The sequence below is a fragment of the Streptomyces sp. NPDC046197 genome, assembly GCF_040646295.1.
GTDB lineage: Bacteria > Actinomycetota > Actinomycetes > Streptomycetales > Streptomycetaceae > Streptomyces.
Genome location: NZ_JBEYZY010000004.1, coordinates 331,561 through 356,464, shown reverse-complemented (window position 1 = coordinate 356,464; position 24,904 = coordinate 331,561). Strand labels below are relative to the sequence as shown.

Annotated in this window: 20 protein-coding genes and 1 pseudogene; 14 read left to right on the top strand and 7 right to left on the bottom strand. The window is 73.3% G+C overall.

Features of this window, described 5'->3' with window-relative positions; all coding sequences use genetic code 11:
- Nucleotides 1-9: 9 nt before the first annotated feature.
- The 5 genes and pseudogenes from AB0A61_RS08645 to AB0A61_RS08625 form a co-directional block, all read left to right on the top strand.
- Entirely contained in the window at nucleotides 10-945 is a 936-nt protein-coding gene (locus AB0A61_RS08645; RefSeq protein WP_361288240.1) for a M56 family metallopeptidase, read from the top strand.
- Between the two features lie 213 nt (nucleotides 946-1,158).
- A complete protein-coding gene (locus tag AB0A61_RS08640) occupies nucleotides 1,159-1,881 on the top strand; it encodes a helix-turn-helix domain-containing protein (protein WP_361288237.1) in 723 nt (240 codons plus the stop codon).
- A gap of 256 nt (nucleotides 1,882-2,137) precedes the next feature.
- A complete protein-coding gene (locus AB0A61_RS08635; protein WP_361288234.1) occupies nucleotides 2,138-3,484 on the top strand; it encodes an FAD-dependent oxidoreductase in 1,347 nt (448 codons plus the stop codon).
- A gap of 58 nt (nucleotides 3,485-3,542) precedes the next feature.
- The gene (locus AB0A61_RS08630) at nucleotides 3,543-3,782 is read left to right on the top strand and encodes a DUF397 domain-containing protein (RefSeq protein ID WP_361288231.1); all 240 of its coding nucleotides are present in this window, start codon (nucleotides 3,543-3,545) and stop codon (nucleotides 3,780-3,782) included.
- Between the two features lie 15 nt (nucleotides 3,783-3,797).
- Nucleotides 3,798-4,220 (top strand): annotated as a pseudogene (locus AB0A61_RS08625) (tRNA-dihydrouridine synthase); the annotation flags it as partial.
- Nucleotides 4,221-4,268: 48 nt separating this feature from the next.
- Here the strand turns inward: AB0A61_RS08625 and AB0A61_RS08620 are convergent.
- The 3 genes from AB0A61_RS08620 to AB0A61_RS08610 form a co-directional block, all read right to left on the bottom strand.
- Nucleotides 4,269-8,555 carry a cation-translocating P-type ATPase gene (locus tag AB0A61_RS08620; protein ID WP_361288228.1) on the bottom strand — a complete coding sequence of 1,429 codons (4,287 nt, stop codon included), beginning with the start codon at nucleotides 8,553-8,555 and terminating at the stop codon, nucleotides 4,269-4,271.
- Between the two features lie 9 nt (nucleotides 8,556-8,564).
- The gene (locus AB0A61_RS08615; protein ID WP_361288225.1) at nucleotides 8,565-9,149 is read right to left on the bottom strand and encodes a hypothetical protein; all 585 of its coding nucleotides are present in this window, start codon (nucleotides 9,147-9,149) and stop codon (nucleotides 8,565-8,567) included.
- Nucleotides 9,150-9,344: 195 nt separating this feature from the next.
- The gene (locus tag AB0A61_RS08610; RefSeq protein ID WP_361288222.1) at nucleotides 9,345-10,094 is read right to left on the bottom strand and encodes a PaaX family transcriptional regulator C-terminal domain-containing protein; all 750 of its coding nucleotides are present in this window, start codon (nucleotides 10,092-10,094) and stop codon (nucleotides 9,345-9,347) included.
- Between the two features lie 73 nt (nucleotides 10,095-10,167).
- On the opposite strand from AB0A61_RS08610, the gene AB0A61_RS08605 reads away from it, so the two are divergent.
- Nucleotides 10,168-11,871 (top strand): acyl-CoA dehydrogenase family protein, encoded by a 1,704-nt coding sequence (locus AB0A61_RS08605; RefSeq protein ID WP_361288219.1) that lies wholly within the window; start codon nucleotides 10,168-10,170, stop codon nucleotides 11,869-11,871.
- A gap of 30 nt (nucleotides 11,872-11,901) precedes the next feature.
- Here the strand turns inward: AB0A61_RS08605 and AB0A61_RS08600 are convergent, their stop codons facing one another.
- On the bottom strand, nucleotides 11,902-12,624 hold the full coding sequence (locus AB0A61_RS08600) for a hypothetical protein (protein WP_361288216.1): 723 nt from the start codon (nucleotides 12,622-12,624) through the stop codon (nucleotides 11,902-11,904).
- A gap of 226 nt (nucleotides 12,625-12,850) precedes the next feature.
- Here AB0A61_RS08600 and AB0A61_RS08595 point away from each other — a divergent pair, with 226 nt between their 5' ends.
- The 4 genes from AB0A61_RS08595 (at nucleotide 12,851) to AB0A61_RS08580 (ending at nucleotide 17,010) form a co-directional block, all read left to right on the top strand.
- Nucleotides 12,851-14,008 carry an exo-alpha-sialidase gene (locus AB0A61_RS08595; protein WP_361288213.1) on the top strand — a complete coding sequence of 386 codons (1,158 nt, stop codon included), beginning with the start codon at nucleotides 12,851-12,853 and terminating at the stop codon, nucleotides 14,006-14,008.
- A 199-nt stretch (nucleotides 14,009-14,207) separates the two neighbouring features.
- Entirely contained in the window at nucleotides 14,208-14,885 is a 678-nt protein-coding gene (locus AB0A61_RS08590; protein WP_361288210.1) for a uracil-DNA glycosylase, read from the top strand.
- Nucleotides 14,882-15,901 carry a BadF/BadG/BcrA/BcrD ATPase family protein gene (locus AB0A61_RS08585; RefSeq protein ID WP_361288207.1) on the top strand — a complete coding sequence of 340 codons (1,020 nt, stop codon included), beginning with the start codon at nucleotides 14,882-14,884 and terminating at the stop codon, nucleotides 15,899-15,901. Before AB0A61_RS08590 ends, AB0A61_RS08585 begins: the two co-directional genes overlap by 4 nt.
- Before the next feature lie 185 nt (nucleotides 15,902-16,086).
- Nucleotides 16,087-17,010 (top strand): hypothetical protein, encoded by a 924-nt coding sequence (locus AB0A61_RS08580; RefSeq protein WP_361288204.1) that lies wholly within the window; start codon nucleotides 16,087-16,089, stop codon nucleotides 17,008-17,010.
- Nucleotides 17,011-17,173: 163 nt separating this feature from the next.
- Here AB0A61_RS08580 and AB0A61_RS08575 read toward each other — a convergent pair whose 3' ends face one another.
- Both AB0A61_RS08575 and AB0A61_RS08570 read right to left on the bottom strand, forming a co-directional pair.
- Nucleotides 17,174-18,211: a lactonase family protein gene (locus AB0A61_RS08575; RefSeq protein ID WP_361288202.1), complete on the bottom strand. Its 1,038-nt coding sequence runs from the start codon at nucleotides 18,209-18,211 to the stop codon at nucleotides 17,174-17,176.
- Between the two features lie 101 nt (nucleotides 18,212-18,312).
- Complete coding sequence (locus tag AB0A61_RS08570; RefSeq protein WP_361288199.1) at nucleotides 18,313-19,806, bottom strand: FUSC family protein; 1,494 nt, start codon at nucleotides 19,804-19,806, stop codon at nucleotides 18,313-18,315.
- Nucleotides 19,807-20,083: 277 nt separating this feature from the next.
- On the opposite strand from AB0A61_RS08570, the gene AB0A61_RS08565 reads away from it, so the two are divergent.
- Nucleotides 20,084-20,560 (top strand): Lrp/AsnC family transcriptional regulator, encoded by a 477-nt coding sequence (locus tag AB0A61_RS08565; protein WP_361288196.1) that lies wholly within the window; start codon nucleotides 20,084-20,086, stop codon nucleotides 20,558-20,560.
- A 121-nt stretch (nucleotides 20,561-20,681) separates the two neighbouring features.
- On the opposite strand, the gene AB0A61_RS08560 is transcribed toward AB0A61_RS08565, so the two are convergent.
- Nucleotides 20,682-21,560, bottom strand: a complete 879-nt coding sequence (locus AB0A61_RS08560) for a LysR family substrate-binding domain-containing protein (protein ID WP_361288193.1) — start codon at nucleotides 21,558-21,560, stop codon at nucleotides 20,682-20,684.
- Nucleotides 21,561-21,618: 58 nt separating this feature from the next.
- On the opposite strand from AB0A61_RS08560, the gene AB0A61_RS08555 reads away from it, so the two are divergent.
- From AB0A61_RS08555 to AB0A61_RS08545, 3 genes are all read left to right on the top strand, one after another.
- Entirely contained in the window at nucleotides 21,619-22,023 is a 405-nt protein-coding gene (locus AB0A61_RS08555; RefSeq protein WP_361288190.1) for a DUF5997 family protein, read from the top strand.
- 253 nt (nucleotides 22,024-22,276) lie between these two features.
- Nucleotides 22,277-23,746: a cytochrome P450 gene (locus AB0A61_RS08550; protein WP_361288187.1), complete on the top strand. Its 1,470-nt coding sequence runs from the start codon at nucleotides 22,277-22,279 to the stop codon at nucleotides 23,744-23,746.
- Entirely contained in the window at nucleotides 23,730-24,734 is a 1,005-nt protein-coding gene (locus AB0A61_RS08545; protein WP_361288184.1) for a (-)-alpha-amorphene synthase, read from the top strand. Before AB0A61_RS08550 ends, AB0A61_RS08545 begins: the two co-directional genes overlap by 17 nt.
- The last annotated feature ends 170 nt before the right edge of the window (nucleotides 24,735-24,904 follow it).

Below are 24,904 nucleotides of genomic sequence, written 5' to 3'. Positions count from 1 at the left end.
GGTGCTCGCATGATGGTCCCCGCGGTCCTGTTGCTGCTCGGCGCCCTGACCGCCGTCGCCGCTCCCCGGCTCCTCGCGCGGGCCGACTGGGTGGACCGTGAACCTGTGGTCGCCCTGTGGGTGTGGCAGTGCGTGGTGGCCGCCGTCCTGCTGTGCTGCGCGCTGTCCATGACGCTCAGCGCGGCGGCCGCCTGGCAGGCGGTGCGTGGTCATGTGTTCGCCACGGCTCCGCGCTCGGTGGTGAAGGCCTATGCGTTCGGCGCGGCCGGCCCCTGGGCGGCGACGACGGCGGTGGCGCTCGCGTGCGGCGGGGCGTGGAGCGCCGCGATGCTCGTCCGGGAGGTCGCCCGGGCCCGGGCCCGCCGCAGGCAACGGCGGGCCGAACTCCTTGTGCGTGCGCCGCTGTTGCCCGGTGAGGAGCAGGTGGCCGGGCGGCTGCTCGTACTGGAGGGCGAGCGACCGGACGCCTGGTGGCTGCCCGGGGCGTCGCCCCAACTCGTCATCACCACGGCGGCGCTGCGCCGCCTCAAGGGGCGGCAGCTCGACGCCCTCCTCGCGCACGAGCAGGGACACGCGCAGGCGCGGCACGACTGGCTGCTGCACTGCTCGGCCGCGCTGGCGAGCGGCTTTCCTCAGGTACCGGTGTTCGCCGCGTTCCGCGACGAGATGCACCGACTGGTCGAACTCGCCGCCGACGACATGGCCTCGCGCCGCTTCGGGCGGCTGACCACCGCGCTGGCACTGGTCGAACTCAACGAGGACCGGGGCGTGTTCGGTCCCTGCCCCACCCCGCAGGCGCATGTTCCGCAGCGGGTGCGCCGGCTGCTCACTCCCCCGGACCGGCTCACGGCGGCCCGGCGACTGCGCCTGACGGCGGCGGCGTCCCTGGTGCCGGTGGTTCCGGTGCTGGTCGCGTTGTTGCCGGGGTTCAGGGCACTCGGTTAGCCCGGACCGCACCGCGGTTGGTCGACAGGCGGAGCACCACCGGCGGGGCCCGCAAAGTCGCCTCAGGCCACCACTGGGGCGAAGGGATGTCCGTCTCGGACGATCCCCCGCGTCGCCCGAGACGGACGGCAGCCCGAACGGACCCCGGGCAGGGGTCCGTCCATCTGCGTTGAGTATAGTTGGCTGGCAGCCAGTCAACGCAGGAGTTACAGCATGTCCCCGCGGAGCGCCTCGGTCAATGAAGAGTTGCGACGGCGTTCGCGGGAGCGGCTCCTGCAGGCCGCGGTCGAGCTGGTCAACGAGCACGGGTACGAGGCGACGACGCTCGGTGACATCGCCGACCGGGCGGGATCCGCGCGCGGACTGGTGTCGTACTACTTCCCCGGCAAACGCCAGCTCGTGCAGTCCGCCGTACACCGGCTGATGCATCGCACGCTGGAGGAGGCGCTGGAGCGCGAGCCGCGCACCGAGGACGGCCGGGTGCGGATGGCGCGGGCCATCGACGCGGTCCTGGGCCTGGCCCGTGACCGGCCGGTGCTCATGCGCCAGCACATGGCGGGCATCCTCCAGGGCGAGGGCTTCGTGCAGTGCCCGGAGCAGCAGCGCCTGGCGCAACTGCTGCGGGACACGGTCGCCCGGTACGGCTCACGGGACGTCGACGCCGACTATCCGATGCTGCGCGCCCTGCTCATGGGGGCCGTCTACGCCGCACTGGTGCCCGGGGTGCCCATGTCGATTCCGGTGCTGCGGGCGGAGTTGTTCGCGCGTTACCGGCTCGAGTGGGAGCTGGGCCTTCCGCCCGACACCGAGACGCCCGGCACGACCTGCGACTCGGACCTGTCCCGCTTCTTCGCCACCGGCCGACGGCAGGAGGGCCAGGGGGATCGGGGAGATCAGGGGGACCAGGAGGACCAGGCGAAGCCGCAGAAAAGCTGACACAAGGTCGAGGCCATCGAGGCTCTGTGGCAGATGTGGCAGATGTAGTGCGGACGGCCCGCGCCCGCCGTGCTGCCCGTCAGTGCCGACCATGACCGGTTGACACCGGTCGACACCGGTCGGGGCCCACGGAAATCGCGCCGAGCGTGCGACACGCCCTCGTCGCGGCGCCGACGCTCTCCCCGCGAGGGCCGCATGGTGCCATGCTGGAGCCATCAGCGATCTCCTCTGATCCGTCGGGGTAAGGAGTTCCGCCTTGCTGCGTGTCGCCGTTGTCGGCTCGGGGCCGAGCGGGTGCTACACCGCTCAGGGCCTCGTCCAGCAGGACTCCTCGGTCTTCGTCGACGTACTCGACCGGCTGCCCTGCCCGTACGGGCTGGTGCGCTACGGCGTCGCGCCCGACCACGAGAAGATCAAGTCGTTGCAGGGCAACCTGCGCACTGTCCTGGAGCACGAACGGATCCGGTTCCTCGGCGGTGTCCAGGTCGGCGGCCCGGGCGGCCTGCCCACCGCCCGGCTGCGGGAGCTGTACCACGCGGTGGTGTACTGCGTGGGCGCCGCCACCGACCGTCACCTCGGGATCCCCGGCGAGGACCTGCCGGGCAGCTGGTCGGCGACCGAGTTCGTCTCCTGGTACAGCGCGCATCCCGACGCCGTCGACGACGGTTTCGTGCGTGCTGCGCGGACGGCCGTGGTGATCGGCGTGGGCAACGTGGCGGTGGACGTGACGCGCATGCTGGCCCGGGGCGCGGCAGAGCTCAACCCCACCGACATGCCGCAGGGCGCGCTCGCCGCGCTCGCCGAGAGCCGGGTGACCGACATTCACATGGTGGGCCGGCGCGGACCGTCGCAGGCCCGCTTCACCACCAAGGAGCTGCGCGAGCTCGGCGCCCTGCCGGACACCGACGTCGTCGTCGACCCCGAGGACCTGGCGCTGGATCCGGGGTACGCCGACCCCTCGGCACTGCCCGCGGCGCAGCGCCGCAACGTGGAGGTGCTGCGCGGCTGGGCGGCCACGCCCCCTACGGGCGCCGACCGGCGGATCCGGCTGCGCTTCCACCTGCGCCCGGTCGAACTGCTCGCGGTCGACGGCCGCGTGGGGGCGGTGCGGTTCGAGCGTACGGTGCCGGACGGGCGGGGCGGGGTGACCGGCACGGGCCGGTACGAGGAGGTGGAGGCGCAGTTGGTGCTGCGGTCGGTGGGCTACCGCGGAGTGCCCCTGGAGGGCCTGCCGTTCGACACGTCCACCGGTACCGTGCCGCACCGGGAGGGGCGGGTCCTGCGCGACGGGGTGATCGCCCCGGGCGAGTACGTCGCCGGCTGGATCAAGCGGGGCCCGACGGGTGTCATCGGCACCAACCGACCCTGCGCCAAGGAGACGGTGACGTCGCTGCTGGGAGACGCCGCCGCGCTCGCGGGCAGGCAGGTGCCCGAGGACGCCGTCGCTTCGCTGCGTGCGGAGGGCGTCGAGCCGGTGGCCTGGGCGGGCTGGCTGGCCATCGAGCGGGCCGAGGCGGAGCTCGGCGCCTCACTCGGGCGGACCGTGGTGAAACTGCCGGACTGGGATTCCCTGCTGGCGGCGGCGCGCACCGCGACCCCTTGAGGGTCCTGCCCGGTACGCACTTCGGCGCGGCCGCCTTTCGGCGATCACACTCGGCCCGTTGTTCAACCACCTGCCCGCGCGGGGCGGTTCACCCGTCGCCGCGGAGGGTGGCCTGGCGGGCGGCGGCGGCCAGGAGGCTGTCGAGGAGCCCGGGGAAGAGATCGTCGAGGTAGCCCACGGCGCCGTCCCTGCAGCACTTCCGGTGCGTGACAGCAAGCGCCCCGCCGGGCCGGCGGTCGTCTTCGACGACACCACGTGGGGCGTGTTCGTCGACGCCCTGAAGCGTGGCGACGTCTGACGTAGCCCAGAAACTGCGGTCAGGGCGGTGTGGCCGCAGGACAAGCCGCTGTTCTTCCGGGTCTCCGCCACCGACTGGCTCGAGGACGGGGGCTGGACGGCGGACGACACGGTGCGCCTCGCCGCCGAACTGCACGCCCACGGGGTCGACCTGCTCGACGTCTCCACCGGCGGCAACGCCTCCGGCGTGCGCATCCCGACGGGGCCCGGCTACCAGGTGCCGTTCGCCGCGCGGGTCCGGGCCGAGTCGCCCATGCCGGTCGCCGCGGTCGGGCTCATCACCGACGCCGAGCAGGCCGAGAAGATCGTCGCCAACGCCGAGGCGGACGCGGTCCTGCTGGGCCGTGAACTGCTCCGCAACCCTTCCTGGGCCCGCCACGCCGCCCGCGAGCTGGGTGGCACGGCGCACGTGCCGGACCAGTACCACCGGTCCGTGTGAGCCGAGGGGCGGCGCCGGTACCGTGCGCCGCCCCGTCCGTCCCACGCGTCAGGGCTCCCAGTTCGGCACCAGCCGCAGGACGGTGTCCTCCAGCTGGGGCAGCGCTCGCTGCCCCAGCACCGCCAGGACGATCGCCGCGGCGACGCCTGCCCAGGCGACCGGGCCCAGCGGGGTGCAGCCGACGGCGCGGCTGACGCCCGGGGTCTGGACCACGGCGACGAGGGCGACGGCGGAGCCGAAGGCCGTGAGCCGCACCAGGTTGCTGTCCCGGCGGTCGAGCAGGGTCTGGACCAGCTGGGTTCCGACCACGCCGCACAGGGCCATCGTGCTGGAGCGGCGGGCGGTGCCGGGAGTGAAGCGACCGACCAGCCAGGCCGCGAGCGCGCCCAGGCACGTGGTCAGGGCCCGGTGGCGGATCTGCCGGATCAGGGGGTCGCCGAGCACACCGCCGGCCGCGTCCTCCGGAGACCCGATCCGTGCCCGTTCGACGTTGCCCTTCGGCGTCACCGCGACCGCCATCGCCGGGAACAGGTCGGTGAACAGGTTCACCATGAGCATCTGGCGCGTGGACAGCGGCGCGCGTCCCGACAGCAGGGTGCCGATGATGCCGAAGCCGACCTCGCCTCCGTTGCCGCCGATCAGGATGGCGATGGCGTCGGCGACGCTGTGCCACAGGGCACGCCCCTCGGCGATCGCATCGATCAGGACGGTCAGATCGTCGTCGGTGAGGACGATGTCGGCGGCATTGCGCGCGGCCGCCGAACCCCGCGCGTTGATGCCCACGCCGATGTCGGCGGCCCGGATGGCCGCGGCGTCGTTCGCACCGTCGCCGACCATGCCGACCACCCGGCCGGCATCCCGCAGCGCCTCGATGACCTGCAGCTTCTGCTCGGGTGCGACCCGGGCCACCACCCCGGCGTCACGAAGCATCCGGGCCCTGGCCGCCCGGTCGGCGGCGGCCAGCTCGTCCCCGGTGGCCACGGCCGTGTCCTGTGGCCAGCCCAGTTCCCGGGCGATGGCCCGCGCGGTCTGCGGATGGTCACCGGTGAGCATGACCGGCCGGACCCCCGCCTCGTACAGGCCCCGCACCAGGGCCGTGGAGGTCTCGCGCGGCACGTCCGACAGCGCCAGCAGGCCGGTGAACTCCAGGTCCCCCAGCGGCTGTTCGAGGACGTCCGCCTCGTTCTCGTGCTCGTCGAGCGTGCGCTGGGCCACCGCCAGCACCCGCAGTCCGTCGGCGGCCAGTGTGTGCGCCGCGTCGGAGGCATGGGACGGCAGGTCGCGGCAGGCGGGCAGGACCGTCTCCGGGGCGCCCTTGACCACCAGCGTGCGCGGGCCGTCCTTGGCCCGGCCGACGGCGGCGGCGTACCCACGACCGGCCTCGAAGGCCAGGCCTTCGAGCTGGACCCAGTCCGGATCGGGTCCGGCCGCGTCGAGGACCGCTTCGTCGGTGGCGTGCACCGGTTTGTCGGAGCTGCCGTTCACCCGCGGGCAGGCCCGTGCCGCGGTTCGCAGGGTGTCCGCGGCGGCCGGTTCGTTCGCCGCGCTGACGGTCCCGTCGGAGCCGGCCACCCGCACCACGCGCAGCCGGTTCTCGGTGAGGGTGCCGGTCTTGTCGAAGCAGAGGGTGTCCATGCGGCCCAGCGCCTCCAGTGTGCGCGGGGCACGTACGAGAACACCGCCGCGGCTCAGCCGGCGGGCGGCCGCCAGCTGGGCCACCGTGGCCACCAGCGGCAGGCCTTCGGGTACCGCGGCCACGGCGACGGCCACACCGCCGCTGACCGCCTCGCGGATGGGGGTGCCGCGCAGCAGGGCGAGACCCGTCACCGCGGCACCGCCGCCCAGGGTCAGCGGCAGGGCCTTGCGGGTGAGCTCCTGCAGCCTGGCCTGCACACCGGCCGCCGGGGGGATGCGGGCGGCGAGGTGGACGGCGCGGGCGGCTTCGGTGCGCTCGCCGGTGTCCACCACGACGGCCCGGGCGTTTCCGGCCACCACGGTGGTGCCCTCGAAGACCATGGAGCTCCGTTCGGCGACCGGGGCGTGCGGGGTCGGATCGGTCTGCTTCTGCACCGGCAGGGACTCCCCGGTGAGCGCGGACTCGTCGACCTCGAGGCCGTCCTCCCACAGCAGGCGGGCGTCGGCGGGCACCACGTCGTCCGCCTTGAGCTCGATGACGTCGCCCGGCCGGAGCTTGCCGGCGTCGACGGTGCGGGTGCCGCCGGCCGGTGCCTCGTCCTCGGGGGGCGCGACGCGCGCCTTCTGCTTCTGCTCCGCGAGCAGCCCGGACAGCGCTCGTTCGGCGCGCAGCCGCTGAATGCCGCCGACCAGCGCGTTCAGGTCGAGGGCGCCGACGACGAGCAGGGCGTCCACGAAGGAGCCGAGGATGGCCGAGGCCGCCGAGCCGACGGCCAGGACCGGGGTGAGCGGGTCGTGCAGCTCGCCGCGTACGGCCCGGCCGAGGTCCAGACTCCAGCGCGCCGCGGAGAGGCCGGGAAGCCGGAAGACTCGGCCGACGGCGTTGCGCGTCCGGGAGGCCGCCTGCTCGAACCGGGTGGGCTGTACGACCGGTTCGTGCTCCAGGCGCTCCCGGGTCTCGGCCACGTCCAGCTCGTGCCAGTGAACCCGGGGGCGGGGGTGGGGTGCGGCGGCCGCCGTCACCCCCAGGGCGGCCCGCGTCCCGGAGAGCAGGGCGGCCAGCGCGGCGGCGTCGACCGGCGCGTGCCGCAGTCCCGGCAGCACCGCGCGGCGTCCACGGCCGCCCTTGGACTCGCCGACGGCCACCAGCAGCCCGGAGAGCGCTGCACCCGAGCGGGCCAGGGTCTGCGCCCGGTGGCCGATCGTACGGGCGGCCGGTACCGCGGTCAGCACCCGCCAGACGTCGGGAAGGCCGTGCAGGGCCAGGATGTCCGCGCCCCACACGACGGCGCTGTCCCGGTCCGTGAGGGCGACGGCGACATCGCTGCCGCGCAGCCCGGCCAGGACGTCGTGCTCGTCGGCGGAGCGCATCCGGGCGACCGTGATGACGGCGCCCGAGTCGTCGTGGAGCCCGTAGACGACGTCGTCCAGCGGCCGCCGGGCGTCCACCACCTGGTCGGCGAGACCGGTGAAGTCCTCCAGGGCGGGGTCGTCCACCACCACGACCCGCAGTCCGGCCCGGCGGGCCGCGTCCATCACGGGCTCGGCCCACGGGTCGGCCTCCCCGTCCTCGGTGCGCAGTGCGCTCGGGTGCAGGACGACCGTGCCGGCCATCTCCAGCTGGCGCAGCCGCTCGGGGTTGCGGACCAGCAGGCCGGTCCGGGCCAGCGTGGCGCTCAGCACGGCGTGGAAGACGGCGGGCCCGTACCGCGCGGCCTTGGGCGAGCCGGCCAGCACGGCCTCGGCCGCCTCGGCGGTGTCGTGCTTGACGAGCAGCGTGGCCGCCGCGCCCAGCAGACTGCCCGCGGAGGCGTGCGCGGCGTACTCCTGGGCCGGTGAGACACGCAGGGGCGGGCGCGGGGAGTCGTCCGCCGCGACGCTCACGCGGCCGGGTGTCACCAGCTCGTCGTGGAACGCGTCGAACGCGGCGGCGCGCGCCACCGTGTCGACGAGCTGGCAGGCCCGCAGCGCCCCGTCGAGGATCAGCGAGGCGGGGGTCTGTCCCACGCCGTGGGTGACCGCGTTCACGCAGGCCAGCGCCAAGTCCATGCCGGAGCTGCCCAGCCGGGCGGCCAGCCGGTCCCGGAAACGCGGGTTCTCCCGCAGCAGTGTCACCACCGCGGTCACCATCCGGGGTGACGGCGGCAGACGCAGGCGGTACGCGGTGACCGCACCGGCGATCCCGACCACGTCGACCGCCAGCGTGGCGGCGGCCGCGCGTACCCCCTTGGGGTCGGCCGGGTGAGTGATCTCCTCGGGGTCACCCCCGAGAGCCAGTCCGTGCCGTTCCGCGAGCTCGGCGGCGTGCTCCACCACCCGGTCCGTGAGCTCCGCCTCGGTCGCCTGCACGACCAGACGCCCGAGCCCCTCGTCCCAGTACGCGAAGACCACGTCCGGGTGCTCCTCCAGCGCCGCGGCCACGTGCCGGGCCAGGGACCACACCTCCTCGCGCCCCGCCCGCCCCGGCCCGGCCGGGCGCAGCCCCAGATGTGCCCGGGCGCCGGACCGCCAGTGGCCTCCCGTGCCGGGCAGTGCGTTGCGGGCGACCCGGGCCACCCGTACGGCGGCGTCCGCGGTGCGCGCCCCGGCTCGTGCTGTTCCGGCCACCGCGCCGACGGCCACGCCCACCGCCGGTGCGGCCGTACGGGCGAGCAGGAGCCGGGCGGCCGCCGACGGCCCCGTCAGCAGACCGAGCACCATCGCGCGCCCTCAGAGGGTGGTGCGGTCGGGCCGCGCCGTCGGGCCGAGTGGTGCGGTGGCTGCCTTGCTCTTGGCCGGCTTGCTCCGGCCCGTGGGTGTCCTGCTCTTCTCCTTGCTCTCCTTCATCGGCCTGGAGGTGCGTGCCCCGGATCCGGTGGGCACTTCGATCGCGGCGCGGGCCTCCTTGGTGGACGCGCTCCTCGTGGTACGCGGTGCGGACGACTTTTTCGCGGTGCCGGTGGGCACTTCGATCGCGGCGCGGGCCTCCTTGGTGGTCGCGCTCCTCGTGGTGGCGGAGATCTGCGCGGGCGCCTGCTCCCCGCCGTCCCCGGTGTGTCCCGGCCTGGGCTGGGTGAGCCAGGCCACGGCGGCTCCGGTGAGGGCGACGGGCCACTCCACCAAACCGGCGACGCCGAGTACTCCGGCTCCGGTGTAGACCACCAGCCGGCGACTGCGCGGGGACACGGCACCGACCTTGTCCAGTGTTCCCTGCGCGGCCCTGCCCACGGCCTCGGCGCCCGGCACCCTCCGGAGTACCGAGGCCGCGCCGTGCAGGGGCGCCGCAAGGACCGACGACGACTTCTGCTCAGCCATGACTCTCCTCGCCTGGGTGACAAAGCCTTTTCCTGCTCCTGCGGGTGCCCACATGCTTGCTGGTCATCCCGCCTTTCCCAGGGAACGTCACGGAGCGCACCGGCGCCACCGGGCAACCGCACGCGCGTGTCCGGCCCGACAGGGCGGACGCGATGCCGGGCGTGCGGCGTGGCAATCCCCGCACGGCCGCCGCCCCTACTGCCTCGCGCGTCCCAGCATCTCCTCGGTCAGCTCACGCTGGTAGTCGGTGTAGGCGGCGCGGAGAGAGGGGCCCGGCCAGGCGGCGGGGAGGAGTTCGCCGGGCAGGACGGGGTCGGCCAGCAGGTGCCGTACGACCGCCGCCAGGGCGGTGAAGCGGTCGGCCGGGCGGTCGGTGCGGGCGACGTGGGCGAGCAGCGTCCGGGCCGTCGCCGCCCACTGGTCCAGCGGCCACAGACTCGCGGCCAGGTCACGGTCGGGCTGTTCGGGGCGGGCGGTGAGCCACCGGGCCACCTCGCCGAGGTCGTCCGGCCGGTTGCGGCGGAGGTTGGCGGGGCGCAGCCAGACCCCCTCGCGGAGTTCGGCCAGCCGGAGCCCGGCGAGTCGGGCGCGGAGTTCGGCCCGTTCGGCGGGGCCGCGGCCGGTCGCCGTCACCACGGCCATCTCCCACGCACCGTCCCAGGGCCGGGTCTCGGGATGGACGGCCGCGTCCTGGCGCCGCTGGCGCTCCAGCAGCCGGTCGCTGAGTCGGTAGACGGTGTCCGAGCGCCGCAGGTCTCCGGCGGCCACCATCCGGCTCAGCGCCGCCCGCAGGGTGGATCCGGCGACCCCGAAAGGCTGCACGGCGCTTACCAGGTCCTTCACCGGCAGCTCGGGCGGATGCGCCCCCAGCAGCAGGCTCAGGACGACGGACCGCGCGGACAGCGGCCGCAGGTCGACCCCGGCGGGCTCCTGGAAGGCGTTCATGGTCACGTAACTGTACGCAATCCGCCATGTTGCAGGATTGCTGCGGCCGCAGAGAAAGTGCAACACTGCCTGCATGGCCTCCACACTCGCGCATGAACAGCAGGAACGGCACCAGCCGCGGCACGAGCCACCGCTCCGGTACGCGACGCACGACGTCATCAACCAGGCCCCTCCCCTGGCCCCGTACGATGCGTCCGACGACGCCGCCCTGCTGGAGGGCCTGCGCCGCGAGGGCGCCGGTTGGGCCGAGGAGGACGTACGGCGGCTCGGGGTGCGGGCCGGCAGCGCCGAGGCCCAGGAGTGGGCCGGACAGGCCAACCGGTACGAGCCGGAGCTGCGCACGCACGACCGCTACGGCAACCGGATCGACGAGGTCGACTTCCACCCGGCCTGGCACCACCTGATGGGCGTGGCGGTCGCCGAGGGGCTGGCCGGCACTCCCTGGGCGGACAACCGGGCCGGCTCCCATGTCGCCCGGACCGCGGGCGGGTTGGTGTGGGGGCACACCGAGGCCGGGCACGGTTGTCCGACATCGATGACGTATGCGGCCGTGCCCGCGCTGCGCGCCCAGCCGGAACTGGCCGCCGTCTACGAGCCGCTGCTGACGAGCCGGGTGTACGAACCGGGGCTGCGGGTGCCGACCCAGAAGCCGGGCCTGCTCGCGGGCATGGGGATGACGGAGAAGCAGGGCGGCTCCGACGTACGGACCAACACCACGACGGCGACGCCCACGTCCGAGCCCGGCGTGTACACACTGCGCGGGCACAAGTGGTTCACCTCGGCGCCGATGTGCGACGTCTTTCTGGTGCTCGCTCAGGCACCTGGCGGGCTTTCGTGTTTCCTGGTGCCGCGTGTGCTGCCGGACGGCAGCCGCAACACCTTCCGCATCCAGCGACTCAAGGACAAGCTGGGCAACCGCTCCAACGCCTCCTCCGAGCCCGAGTTCGACGCGACCGTGGCCTGGCTGGTCGGCCCCGAGGGGCGGGGTGTCAAGACGATCATCGAGATGGTCAACTGCACCCGGCTGGACTGCGTGATGATGTCGGCGGCCCTGATGCGCAAGACCCTGGTGGAGGCGGGTCACCACGTCCGCCACCGCCGCGCCTTCGGCGCGCTGCTGGTCGACCAGCCGCTCATGCGCAACGTACTCGCCGATCTGGCGCTGGAGTCCGAGGCCGCCACGACGCTCACGCTGCGGCTGGCCGGTGCCGCCGACCGGGCGGTACGCGGGGACGGCGACCAGGGGTCGGAGGCGGCGTTCCGGCGGATCGCGACAGCCGTCGGCAAGTACTGGGTGACCAAGCGCGGCCCCGCCTTCACCGCGGAGGCGCTCGAATGCCTGGGCGGCAACGGGTACGTGGAGGACTCCGGCATGCCCCGGCACTACCGCGAGGCTCCCCTGCTGTCGATCTGGGAGGGGTCGGGAAACGTCAACGCCCTGGACGTGCTGCGGGCGCTGGGCCGCGAACCGGGCACCGCGGACGCGCTGTTCGCCGAACTCGCCCTGGCCCGGGGGGCCGACGCCCGGTTCGACGCCGCGGTCACCCGCCTCAAGAGCCTGCCGGCCGAAACCACCCCGGCGGGCGCGCGCCGCCTGGTGGAGCTGATGGCCCTCACCCTCCAGGCCTCCCTCCTGGTCCGCCACGCCCCGCACGCGGTCGCCGACGCGTTCTGCGCGACCCGGCTCGGCGGCGACTGGGGACACTCCTTCGGCACCCTGCCCGACACCGCGGACCTCGGCGCGATCCTGGAGCGGTCGTTGCCGGATCCCGGGTGACGAGCGGTCGCTGCCGGATCCTCGGTGACGTCACCAGGTCTTGCGGCCCCACAGCGGGCCGAACCGTGCCCACTCGGCGTCCCACTGCTCCATGCGCCGACGTTCCAGGCGGCCGCGCAGCACACGGCCGCCGACGAAGGGCGCGGCGGCCACGCTCACGCCGACCAGAGCGCCGATCAGCGTGGCCCGGCTCCGGGCCTGGGAGGCCGTGGCGGGCCTGGTCACCAGCCGGCCCTGGGGGTCCGTCCATACGGTGACCGGGGTGCCGACCGCGCTGCCCGGCCGTACCTGGGCCTGCCCGGTGTGCGAGGAGCCGTTCGGCGCGGTCCAGTGGACCTTCGCCCACACCCGCATCGCGTCGGTTCCCTGTCCCTTCGAGTCGGTCCGGCTGCTCCCGGACCGGCCGGGGCTGGATTCGGCCTTGGCATCATCACCGGTGTTCGTGCGGTCCGGATCACCGGTGTCCGTGCGGTCCGGCGCGCCCGCGCCGGCCCCGGCCGTCCCCGGCTGCGAGGACGAGGTGGTGCCGGGCGCCTGCTCGGTCACCAGTGCCACCGTGGGCCGCCACTCGACGCGCTCCCGGGCCAGGCCGTGCTCCACGGCCCGGGTCGCCGTCCATCCGGCGAGGGTTCCGGCGAGGACGGTGACCACCCAGGCACCGAGCACCACCCAGGCCTCCACCACATCGGCGCGGCGTTTGAGCGGATTGCGGCGCCAGCGCCACAGCCACACCTTCGGACCACGGAACGCCATCGAAGGCATCCTCCTCACGAGCGCACGGACATGCCGGATCGCCCTCCCATACGGGAGACGACTCCTCGATGCTCACGCCGAGTCCCCCGACTCGACGGTGCCATGAGTGGCGGCGCCCGCGCACAGTTCTGGCCGAATCGGCGGGAACCGGCCCGCGCCCGACTCCCCGGCGCGTCCGACATCGCCGTCCTGACCTGGGGCGACGTCGTCCCGAAGGTGACTGTCAGTGGTGGGGTGCAGACTGGCCGGTGTCCAGGACGAAGGCGTCCTGGACACCGAGGTCGCGGAGGTGATCGGCATGACCGAGGTCCTGCTCGCCGTGGGCACACGCAAGGGCCTGTTCATCGGGCGGCGGCGAGGTGGCGCCTGGGAGTTCGACGACGGACCCTACTTCAACGCCCAGGCCGTGTATTCGGTCGCCATCGACACCCGCGGCGCCGTGCCGCGGCTGCTGGCCGGCGGCGACAGCTCGCACTGGGGGCCGTCGGTGTTCCACTCCGACGACCTGGGGCGCACATGGACCGAGCCCGCCCGGCCGGCCGTCAAGTTCCCCAAGGACACGGGGGCTTCGCTGGAGCGGGTGTGGCAGCTGCACCCGGCGGCCGCGGAGGCGGACGTGGTGTACGCGGGCACGGAACCGGCCGCGCTGTACCGCTCCGAGGACCGCGGCGAGAGTTTCGAGCTGGTCCGCCCCCTGTGGGAGCACCCGACCCGTTCGAGGTGGGTGCCGGGCGGTGGCGGTGAGGGCCTGCACACCGTGGTGACCGACCGGCGCGACCCGAAGGCCGTCACGGTCGCGGTCTCCACGGCCGGCGTGTTCCGCACCTCCGACGGCGGGGCCACCTGGGCGCCCGCCAACTCCGGTGTGTCCGCCGTCTTCCTGCCGGACCCCGACCCGGAGTTCGGCCAGTGCGTGCACAAGGTGGCGATGGACGCGGCCAACCCGGACCGGCTGTACCTGCAGAACCACTGGGGGGTGTACCGCAGCGACGACGCGGGCGGGCGCTGGACGGACATCGGCGAGGGGCTGCCGTCGACGTTCGGCTTCGCGGCGGCGGCGCATCCGCACCGCGGTGACACGGCGTACGTCTTCCCGATCAACGCCGACGCCGACCGGGTGCCGGCCGATCACCGATGCCGTGTGTTCCGCACGGCCGACGCCGGCAAGAGCTGGGAGCCGTTGGCGGCGGGGCTGCCGTCGGCGGACCACTACGGCACGGTGCTGCGCGACGCGCTGTGCACCGACGACGGAGAGCCGGCAGGGGTGTACTTCGGCAACCGCAACGGCGAGTTGTACGCCTCGGCGGACGACGGCGACAGCTGGCGGCAGTTGGCGTCCCATCTGCCGGACGTGCTGTGCGTCCGGGCTGCGGTGATCAGTTGACAGCAGGGGGGTGGTGAGCCACGGGCGCACGGTGAGAACGCCCGCGCGGGGGACGGCCCGCGCGGCGAGGCTGCACGCCGAGGTCGCCAACGCAAGGAAAGGGAGGTCGCGTTCACCGGTGACGCCGGTTCGGTCATCCTCGGTCGGCCTTCGGCCACTGCTTGATCGTCGCCCGGTGTCCGGCAGTAGGGTGACGCCCGTGGCACCACGACCGTTGCATGAAATCGTCGAACCGGGCTGGGCCAAGGCCCTGGAACCCGTGACCGGAAGAGTCGCCGAGATGGGCGACTTCCTGCGCGCGGAGATCGCCGCGGGGCGCACCTACCTCCCGGCCGGGCCGAACGTCCTGCGGGCCTTCCAGCAGCCCTTCGACGACGTACGCGTCCTGATCGTCGGGCAGGACCCGTATCCGACTCCTGGGCACGCGGTGGGCCTGTCGTTCTCCGTCGCACCCGACGTACGCCCGCTGCCGGGCAGCCTGATCAACATCTTCCGCGAACTGCACAGCGACCTGGGGCTGCCCCAGCCGTCCAACGGCGACCTGACGCCCTGGACCCGGCAGGGCGTCCTGCTGCTCAACAGAGCGCTCACCACTGCCCCACGCCGGCCGGCCGCCCACCGTGGCAAGGGCTGGGAAGAGGTCACCGAGCAGGCCATCCGGGCCCTGGCGGCACGGGGCAAGCCGCTGGTGTCGATCCTGTGGGGCCGCGACGCCCGCAACCTCCGGCCGCTCCTCGGCGACCTTCCGTCGGTGGAGTCCGCCCACCCCTCCCCCATGTCGGCCGACCGCGGCTTCTTCGGCTCCCGCCCGTTCAGCCGCGCCAACGACCTGCTGATCAGGCAGGGGGGACAGCCGGTGGACTGGCGCCTGCCATGACGGGGGACGGTTCGGGCAGACCGGCCGCCGCACGGCCCGCGCCCGCCGCGGCCGGTTTCCTCGCCGTGGACTCGGGCGGCTCCGGACTCCGGGCGGTCGTCGGCCTGCCCGGGTCCGGGCCGCTGGCGGAGCGGGAGTCGAGGGAGCCGGTGCGTACCGGAGCCCGGGGAATCGACCCCGGGCACCTCATGGAGCAACTGGTTCCCATGGCACGGGAATTGGCCACCGAGTCCGGGGTGGAGCGGCTGGAGACGGCCGTGGTGGGGGCCGCCGGGTTCGCCACTCTCGGAGACGCCCTGCGCGCCGAACTTCCCGGTGCCCTGGGCCGGGAGCTCGGAGTGCGGTCGGTCGTACTCGCCGCCGACGCCGTCACCGCCTATGTCGGCGCCCTCGGCCCGCGACCCGGTGCCGTGATCGCCGCCGGTACCGGTCTGATCGCGATCGGCACCGATCTGACCGGCTGGCGTCGTGCCGACGGCTGGGGTCATCTGCTGGGCGACTGCGGCAGCGGGGCGTGGATCGGACGCGCGGGGCTGGAGGCCGCGCTGCGCGCCCACGACGGGCGGGACGGCGGCTCGGCCGTCCTGCTGGCCCGTGCCGAGGAGACGTTCGGGCCGATGCCGGAACTGCCCGGCCGGCTCTACCCGCGCCCCGACCGCGCCGCCGTCCTGGCCTCCTTCGCACCCGAAGTGGCGGCCTGCGCCGAGAGCGACACCGTCGCGGCGGGCATTGTGCGGGCGGCGGCCCGGCACATGGCCGGGTCCGCGGCCGCCGTCTGCCCGCCCGAGGGTGAGCCCCGTCTCGCTCTGACCGGTGGCCTGTTCAGGATGGGCGACCCCCTCCTCGTACCGCTGGAGCGGGAACTGGCCGAAAGACTGCCGCACGCGCGGCGCGTTCGGGCCGACGGGGATCCGCTGCACGGCTCGGTGCGCATCGCCACTGCCTTGACGACAGGCACCCTCAGCCTGCCGGGCGACGAGAAGATGCTGTACGTCGTGCCGGCCCACGGTGACTGATCGCCCGGATCCGCACTTGCCGGACAAGTACACCCATGCGGAGAGCGAGTTGTCGCATCGGCCCCGATTGCCGGTACCGATCAGTCCAGAACCGCACGTAACTCATCAGACAAAACCGGACGGATACCGCTCACCTGGACCCTCCCCGAACAGAGGAACCCAGAAAACCAGTAACATGCGGCGCCATGAGCTCCCCCACTGGGCCCGCGTCCGGCCTGCCAGTACGAATGCCGCGCCCCCGCCAGCCCGGACGGCACCGCCGACCCGAACCGCTGGCGGCTCCCGAGGGCGCGCCCGCGCTCGTCCTCGCGGTGCCGGGCACGCCCGGCGCCGCCTCGCGCAGCCTCGCCGAGGAGGTCGTGAGCATCGCCCGCTCCGAACTCCCCGGTCTTGACGCGCGGATCGGGTACCTCGACGGGGACGATGCCGAGTTCCCCTCGCTGCGGTCCGTGCTCGCACTCGCCGCCGAGGAGCGCACCGCCCGCTACGAGCAGGCGCTCGCGGCCGGTGCGGCGGTCAAGGAGCCCGACGGCCCTGTCGCCGTCGTGGTGCCCCTGCTGGCCGGTCCGGACAGTGCGCTGCTGCGCCAGGTCCGCCAGGCCGTCATGGAGAGCCGGGTCGCCGCCGAGCTGACCGACGTCCTCGGCCCGCACCCGCTGCTCGCCGAGGCGCTGCACGTACGTCTGTCGGAGGCCGGCCTGGCGCGGGCCGACCGGGCCCGCCTGTTCACCGTGGCGACCGCCGCGGACGGCATCATCCTCGCCTCCGTCGGCGGCGAGGAGGCCGTGCAGGCCGCCGGGATCACCGGCATGCTGCTCGCGGCCCGTCTCGCGGTGCCGGTGATGGCGGCCGCCCTCGACCAGGAGGGCTCGATCGCGGCCGTGGCCGAGCAGCTGCGGTCCTCCGGGTCCCAGCAGCTGGCCCTCGCGCCGTACCTGATCGGCCCGGAGATCGACGCCGGGCTGCTCGAAGCGGCCGCCGCCGAGGCGGGCTGCGCCGCGGCGGAAGCCCTCGGCCCGTACCCGGCCATCGGCAAGCTCGCCCTGGCCAAGTACACGACGGCGCTGGGCATCACCCCGCAGCAGGCCCAGGGACTGCCGGTCCGCTGACGCTCACGGCAGCCGTTACGCCCCTGCATGACCAAGGGCCCGCTCCGTACCTGGAGCGGGCCCTTTGCGCTGTCGGCCGGTTCGACCGGGTGGGCCGGGTCGGCAGGCTGTGCCGACCCGGCCGATCAGGCTCGGGCGGCCCGGCGCGCGGCACCGGAGCGGCTCAGTGGAACACCACGCAGGCGGCCGCAGGCACCTCGATGGCGCCACCGCGCTGGGGCAGTCCCGTCTCCGGGTGCACCCGGAACCAGGTCACGTCGCCCGAACGCTCGTTCGCCACGTACAGACAGCCGTCGTGGAAGGTGAGCGCCCGGGGCCAGTGGCCGCCGCACGCGACGGTTCCCACCAGCCGCAGCCGCGCCCCGTTCTCCTCGACCGCCAGCACGGACAGCACGTCCTCGCCCCGGGTCGCGGTCCACACGAACCGGCCGTCGGGGGCGACGACGATGCCCGAGGGGTAGGCGTCGGCGGCCGGGGCGTCCGCCAGGACCGGCGTCTGGGCCAGCGGCTTGAGGGAGCCGGTCGCGGCGTCCCAGTGGCAGACGGTGACGGTGGGGGTCAGCTCGTTGACCACGTAGGCGTGGGTGCCGTCCGGGTGGAAGGTGAGGTGACGGGGTCCCGAGCCGGGGCGCAGCGCGATCTCCCGGTGCAGCAGGAGGTCTCCGTCCGTCAGGGCACACACCCGCACCGAGTCCGTGCCGAGGTCGACGCTGACGACCCAGCGGCCGCTCGGATCGGGCTGCACCTGGTGTGCGTGCGGGCCGCGCTGGCGGCGCTCGTGCGGGCCTGCTCCGGAGTGCCGCAGCAGGCAGGAGGGGGCCGGAGCGAGCCGGCCGTCGGGGCGCAGGGGTACGGCGGTGACGCTGCCGGAGCCGTAGTTGGCGGTCAGCACGTGCCCGCCGAAGACGCTGAGGTGGGTCGGTCCGCTGCCGCCGACCGGCACCGGAGGACCGGCGAGCTCGGCCGTCCGCCCGTTCACCCGGTAGGCGGCCACCGCCCCGTCGGCCGTCTCGCTGACCGCGTAGAGCATGGCGCCGTCGGGCGACAGGGCCAGGTACGACGGGTCGGGAACGCCGTCGACGCTGCCCACCACGGTCAGCGTGCCCCCGCTCGCGGCGACGGCCGCGGTCACGACGCCGGGACCTCCCGCTGCCGTGAACGACCCGATGAACGCCCGCCGCCCGCCGCCCTGTGCAACCACCGTGGTCCCCTCTCGGTCGTGCCGTCCGGGGGTGACGTTAGCAGCCGATCAAGGGCGGTCTAGACCAAGTCGCATATGCCACTGCGGTGCCGCGCGCCCGGTCAGGCGCCCACCAGCGGGGAGCCCGACGGAGTGCGCAGCGGCTCGGCCAGCTCCGCCAGGGCCCGCTCCAGACCGTGGAGGTGGGCGAGCGCGGGCCCGGAAGCCACCGGCCCGGCGGCGACGGCGATCAGTTCGGCCTCGCCCGCGGTCAGCGCCTCCACCGCGGCCTCCACCCGCCAGCACGCGGCGGCCAGGCGGGCGTCGTGGGAGGCCTCGGGGTCCGCGGCCACGGCGACCAGGCCGCGGACCTCCCGGGCACAGTCGTCGAGCAGCGCGAGCACACGGCGGGCGCGGCGCTTGCGGCCGAGCATCGGGTTCAGGGGGTGCACGAGCGGCGCGACGGAGAGCCGCACCCGGCCGAGCAGCTGCTCAAGCTCGGCCACGCGCGGCGCCGGGTCGGCGTCCGCCGCGCCCGCCAGCCGGGCCGCCGTCTGCGCGGTGCACGCGTGGACGCAGCGCAGGGAACGCTGGATCCAGGCGTCGGTGACCGCGTGCGTGGTGACGGGCAGGACGAAGAGCACGGCGAGCCAGGCGCCGAGCGCGCCCACGGCGGTCTCTGCGAGCCGCACGGCGAGCAGGCCGGGACTCAGCACGCCGATCAGGCCGTAGAGCGACTCGGCGAGCAGTGTCACCCAGAGCATCATCCAGGTGTAGGACACGGCGGCCGTGTAGAAGATGCCGAAGACGCAGACGGCCACGAGGACTGCGGTGGGTAGCGGGGACCCGTGCAGCGGGACGGCGAGGAGGACGCCGAGGCCGATGCCGATCAGAGTGCCGAGGACCCGGCGGAAACCGCGCACCAGGGTCTCGCCCCGAGAGGCGGTGTTGACGAAGATCCACCAGGTGGCGCCGACGGCCCAGTACCACCGTTGCCCGGACACCAGCTGGCCCACGACGAGGGCGAAGCCGGCGCCGGCGGTCGCCTGGACGGCCTGCCTGGTGGTCACGCGGGCCAGCCCGGTGCCGCCGGACGGGGCGGGCAGGGCGGCCGGCGGCAGTCGGCGCTCGTAGCACCACAGCCCGAAGCGCACCACCGCGGCGGCGAGTACGGAGACCACGACGGCGGCGGACAGCCCGGGCAGCTGCCCGGCCGTGGCGTGCAGGAACTGCGCCACGAAGAAGGTCATGAAGGCGAACACACCGAGGCTGTGGCCGCGTGGCCCGAAGCGGCGCGCGTACACGCCCGCGCCGACCAGGGCGAGGAAGACCAGGTCCCGCATCACGGGACGGTCGTGCAGCTCGGCCGCGGCGGCGAGGACGGGCAGACCCACGACCGGCAGCAGCGCTGTGGTGACCGCCTGTCCGCGGACGGTGGTGTCGGCGACGGTGAACAGGGCGAGCAGCGCGGCGAGCCCGCCGGTGACGGCGCCCGGCAGGGAGTGCCCGGCCGGACCGGACACGGCGACCGCCAGGCCGACGCCGAGCACGGCCCGGGCTGCGAAGCGCAACCGCGTCCGTCCGGGGTCCGGAGCCACGAACACCCTCTTCAGCACTGCTTGCCCCCCTTTGGAACACCCGGAAGAACTGGAACACCGGCATGAAAAAGGCGCCGCGGGGTCCGCAGCGCCATCGACACCTCCATCACAGCATCACTACCGCCTCTGGCTCAAGTGTGCCCTTCATCACTGTGCCAATGGCTCAGACCGACAGGCGGGTGCCTTCCCGGGAGGGGGCCATCGGCTGACAACTCCTGGCCCATTCGAGGAACACTGTCCTGAGCCATTGGTACAGTCGAGAGGATCGTTCGAAGCAGGAGGAGAGCGGCACCCGATGGGCGTGGACGAACTGGACACCCGCATCCTGCGGCTGCTCCTGGAGCAGCCGCGCACCAGCGTGCGCGAGTACGCCCGCATCCTCGGCATCGCACGCGGCACGCTCCAGGCGCGGCTGGACCGTCTGGAACGGGACGGTGTGATCACCGGCACGGGCCCGGCGCTCTCCCCCTCCGCGCTGGGCCACCCGGTGCTGGCGTTCGTGCACATCGAGGTCACCCAGGGCCACCTGGACGACGTGGGGGACGCACTGGCCGGCGTGCCGGAGATCGTGGAGGCGTTCTCGATCACGGGCGGCGGCGATCTGCTCACCCGGGTCGTGGCGCGCGACAACGCGCATCTGGAGGACGTGATCCAGAAACTCATCAGCCTGCCCGGCGTGGTCCGCACCCGCACCGAGGTGGCCCTGCGCGAGCGGGTCCCGCACCGGCTGCTGCCCCTGGTGGAGTCGATCGGCCGCGCCACCGCCACCTGACCCCTCCGGGCGTGGGCGCTTCACGCGGCCCGGCTTGCGGGTTCGCACGCCGAAAAAGCGCAGGCCGGAGAAGGGGACTCCGTCACCGCGGGCCGTACGCGGACGGGAGGTGCCGGGCCGGTCAGGAACGGCGGCGTGGCCGGTTGCGGCCGCCGCTCTTGGTACCGCCGGACCCGCCCCGCGGGTTCCTGCCGGTGGCCTTGCCCGTGGTTTTTCCAGGCGTACTGCCGGTGGTCTTGCCGGTGGCTTTCCCGGACGTACCGCCGGTGGCCTTGCCCGTTGCCCTGCCGGGCGTCCTGCCGGTGGTCTTCCCCGCAGTGGGCGCGCGTCGGGCGCCGGTCGCGTCGGGACGCTTGCGCTCGGGCTGCTCCTCGGCTCGCCGGGCCGCGCTGCGTCCGCGGGTGCTGTTGACGGTCCTGCCGCGGACGATCCCGATGAGGTCCTCGACCAGGTCGGTGGTCGCCTCTTCCGGCCACGACAGCGCGACACCGGACTGCGGGGCGTCCACTACGGGACGGTAGGTGAGGTCCCGGCGGTGGTACAGGCGGGCGAGGGACTGGGGGACGAGGAGGAGGCCCACGCCTGCGGCCACGAGTTCCACCGCATCCTCCGTGGTGGCGGGGCGTTCGAAGGCGGGTTCCCCGGGTGGCCGCTCCCAGCCGAGCACGTCGTCGAGCGGGTGGAAGACGACCTCGTCGGCGAGGTCGTCGACGGACACCTCGTCAACGGCCGTCACCAGGTGGTCCTTGGGAACCACGACGACCGTCGTCTCGGTGTAGAGGGGAATCGCGCTGAAGAACGTCCGGTCCACCGGCAGCCGGACGAGCCCCGCGTCCGCCTCGCCTCCGCGCAGCACATCGGCTGCCTCGGCGGCCGGTACCTGGACGAGGGCGAGAGGAACGTCGGGCAGGCGCTCGTTCCAGATCCGCACCCATTTGGCGGGCGTCACCCCGGGGACGTACGCGAGCCGGAACGAGGGGGATGCTTGCGAGCCTGTCACCCCGCCAGGTTACCCGGCGTGGTCGGACCTCTCTTCGGAGGTCGATAGTCTTGACACCATGAAGTCGCACCAGAGCACCCAGACGATGAAGCCCGCGACCGCGGCGAAGAAGCTGGGTGTGTACCTCCCCGCCACGCCCGCCGAGTTCCAGGAGGGCGTCGTGTCGCGCGACGAGCTCAACGAGCTCCAGGCGAATCCGCCGGAGTGGCTGCGGGAACTGCGGGCGAACGGCCCGCATCCGCGCCCGGTGGTCGCGGCCAGGCTGGGCGTCTCCATCGCCGGTCTCGCGCGCGGGGGCGTCACGGAGGCCCTCACGACCGAGCAGATCGAGGCCTTGAAGCAGGACCGGCCTCAGTGGCTGGACAAGGAGCGCGCCACCCAGGCGGAGGTCCGCAAGGAAGCGGCACGCCTGAAGAAGCGGGACACCGAGCGCGCCGAACAGAATCGCGAATCGCGTTCCTGACCCGCCCCGGACAGAAGAAGCCGCCCTGCCGGAACATCCGGACAGAAGACCCCGCCCTGCCGGAAAAAGTCGTCAGTTGACACCTCACGCATCAAAGACGTTTCGCCGCATGCTTCCGTGCGCTCCTGTGCGCCCCCACGGGCAGAGGATTCACGGGCCCAGAACACGTTGAACTGGGCAGGACATGAGTCGAGCGCCAAGCCCGTGAAAGACCGCATCCATTTCGCGTGTCGACTGAGGCAGGTGGTATTCGATGAACGGTTCCGCACCTGAATCCGAGCGAGCATGGTCCGTGGGTACTGCGCCAGGCATATTCCCGTTCTTCAGTCACGGTATCGCCTTGATACGCCGGCCGCTGGCCTTTCTGAATTCTTTACCCGCTCGTGGGGATATGGTGCGGATATGCCTGGGCCCACAGCGCGCGTGGATGGTGTGTCACCCGAAGCTCGTCCACGAAATGCTGCTGGACACGCGCACCTTCGACAAGGGCGGCCCGCAGTACGACAGGCTCCGGATTCTCATGGGCGACGGCCTGGTCACCAGCCACCATGAAAGGCATCGTCGTCAGCGTCGGCTCCTGCAGCCCTGCTTCCGCCCCGCCCAGGTGGCCGCGTACACGGAGCTGATGGGCGAGGAGGCGGAGTCCCTGTGCCGGACGTGGCAGGCAGGTCAGAGAATCGACGTCAGCGCGGCCATGATGGCACTGACGACACGCCTGACCAGCCGCTTCCTCCTTTCCGACACCCTCGACGAGTCGACCGCCGCCCAGCTGAGGGACTGTCTGTCCACCATCGTCCGCGGCCTGTTCGTGCGCACGGTCGTACCGGTCGACGCCCCCTTCCGGGTCCCCACGCCCGCCAATCGCCGCTACCGGCTCGCGGTCGACCGGCTGCACGCGATCGTGGACGCGACCATCGCGCAGCGGCGTCGGTCCGCTCCCCGGGACGATGTGCTGAGCACTCTGCTGACGGCGCACGACACCGACGAGGCGTCCCCCGTCAGCGAACGGGAAGTCCACGACCACCTCATCACCCTGCTGCTGACCGGCGTGGAGACCACCGCGCTCTGGCTGGCTTCCGCCTTCAGCCTCCTGGCGCTTCATCCGGAGGCGGAGCGCCAACTGCACCGCGAGGTCGACGCGGTTCTCGCCGGACGGCGGCCCGCGCCACAGGAACTGCCCCGTCTCGTTCGCACCCGGTGCGTCCTCACGGAGACACTGCGCCATTCCCCTCCCGGCTGGCTCTTCACCCGCGTCACCACCAGGGAGACGGAGTTCGCCGGGTGCCGACTGCCGCGTGGCGCCACCGTCCTGTACAGCCCCTACCTCCTGCACCACGACCCCGCCTCGTTTTCCGAGCCGGAGCGCTTTCTCCCGGAACGCTGGCTTCCGGGCCGTGCCGCCCAGGTTCCGCAAGGCGCGATGCTGCCGTTCGCCGCGGGCAGCCGTAAATGCGTCGGTGACGCGCTGGCCATGGCGGAGGCCACGGTGGCCGTCGCCACCATCGCCGGCCGCTGGCGCCTGCGGCATCTCCCCGGACCCGTCACGCAGTCGCGCCCCGCGGCGACATTGGGTCCGAGGTCGCTGGTGATGATCTGCGAACCGCGCTCGCGCGAGACGGCGGGCGCGCCGACTCGTGCGGATTGTCTCGCGCCCTGGACCACGGTGACACCCCGAGTACCGGACTCCCGAATGGCAGGTGACCCTGGTGTCGACGACGCATGAGGAACTCACGGTGACCACGCCGGGCGGAATAAGGCATTCCAATCTGCGGGAGCTGATCGACGCCCATCTCTACATGCCGTACCCCTTCCGGCGGAACCGCTATGAATCCGAGGCGGCGGCAGGCACGGACGTATGGCTGCGCCGGTGCGGGCTGACCGAGGAGCCGGGTGTGGCGGAGATGATCGCCTACACTCGCCCGGCCGAACTCGCTTCGTACACCAGCCCGGCCGTCAATCCCGGCATCCTCCAGATCGTGGCCAATCAGATCGCCTACCAGTTCGTCTTCGACGACCGGGCGGAGGACGTCGGCCGGCGGCGGCCGCACCGCCTGCTGCCGATGTTGTGCGAGAGCATCGGCATCCTGCGCGACGACGAGCCGCCCACGACCCCTCTCGGCGCGGCCCTGGCCGACCTGTACGGACAGGTCCGCGAGACGTGCACGCCCGCGCAGGCCGCGCGCTGGGCCTCGCTGAGCCGGGAGTACGTGCACGGACTGTTGTACGAGGCGGTGGCCCAGGCAGGCTCCTCGCCGATACGGACCGGGCTGTGCACGTCGATACGGTCGCTGACCGCGGGGGTGGAGCCGTTCTATCCGCTGCACGAGGCCGCGGAGCAGGAGGAACTCACCCCGGACGAGCTCAATCACCCCGCCATGCGGCGGCTGGCGCGGCTGTCTGCCGACGCGGCGGTGTGGATTCCCGACCTCTTCTCCGCGGTGAAGGAGCAGCGAACGGGCGGGATGATCAATCTGGCCCTCGCCTACGAGCGCAGGTACCGCTGCTCGTTGCCCGCGGCCGTCCTGCTGGCCATTCGCAAGATCAACCGCACGATCTGCGCGTTCGAGAAGCTGCGCGCCCAGGTCGAACCGGAGTTGAGCCCTTCCGCGCTCGGCTGCGTCGACGGCATGGTCGGCTGGATGCGGGGGTGCTACTACTGGTCGCGCACCGTTCCTCGCTACGCCGATGCGCTGGCGGCACCCGCTGTGTGAACGGACGGGTCCACAAAACCAATTCAACTGACCTACCCCAAGGACGGCGACCGCAACCTTCTGTCAAGAGCGATTCACCCTTCCTTGCCACCTTCGTCCCCCATCCGGTCTCCGAGCGCCGGGGAAGGCGTACGCTCTCGCTGCCTCCCGACGGCCGAACGACAGGAAGC

Coding starts and splice junctions, on each gene's coding strand:
- AB0A61_RS08610 (WP_361288222.1), bottom strand. CDS start 10,094: ATGAACGCCTTCCAGGAGCCCGCCGGGGTCGACCTGCGGCCGCTGTCC.
- AB0A61_RS08640 (WP_361288237.1), top strand. CDS start 1,159: ATGTCCCCGCGGAGCGCCTCGGTCAATGAAGAGTTGCGACGGCGTTCG.
- AB0A61_RS08580 (WP_361288204.1), top strand. CDS start 16,087: ATGAGCTCCCCCACTGGGCCCGCGTCCGGCCTGCCAGTACGAATGCCG.
- AB0A61_RS08550 (WP_361288187.1), top strand. CDS start 22,277: ATGAACGGTTCCGCACCTGAATCCGAGCGAGCATGGTCCGTGGGTACT.
- AB0A61_RS08605 (WP_361288219.1), top strand. CDS start 10,168: ATGGCCTCCACACTCGCGCATGAACAGCAGGAACGGCACCAGCCGCGG.
- AB0A61_RS08615 (WP_361288225.1), bottom strand. CDS start 9,149: ATGGCTGAGCAGAAGTCGTCGTCGGTCCTTGCGGCGCCCCTGCACGGC.
- AB0A61_RS08555 (WP_361288190.1), top strand. CDS start 21,619: ATGAAGTCGCACCAGAGCACCCAGACGATGAAGCCCGCGACCGCGGCG.
- AB0A61_RS08565 (WP_361288196.1), top strand. CDS start 20,084: ATGGGCGTGGACGAACTGGACACCCGCATCCTGCGGCTGCTCCTGGAG.
- AB0A61_RS08585 (WP_361288207.1), top strand. CDS start 14,882: ATGACGGGGGACGGTTCGGGCAGACCGGCCGCCGCACGGCCCGCGCCC.
- AB0A61_RS08645 (WP_361288240.1), top strand. CDS start 10: ATGATGGTCCCCGCGGTCCTGTTGCTGCTCGGCGCCCTGACCGCCGTC.
- AB0A61_RS08620 (WP_361288228.1), bottom strand. CDS start 8,555: ATGGTGCTCGGTCTGCTGACGGGGCCGTCGGCGGCCGCCCGGCTCCTG.
- AB0A61_RS08600 (WP_361288216.1), bottom strand. CDS start 12,624: ATGGCGTTCCGTGGTCCGAAGGTGTGGCTGTGGCGCTGGCGCCGCAAT.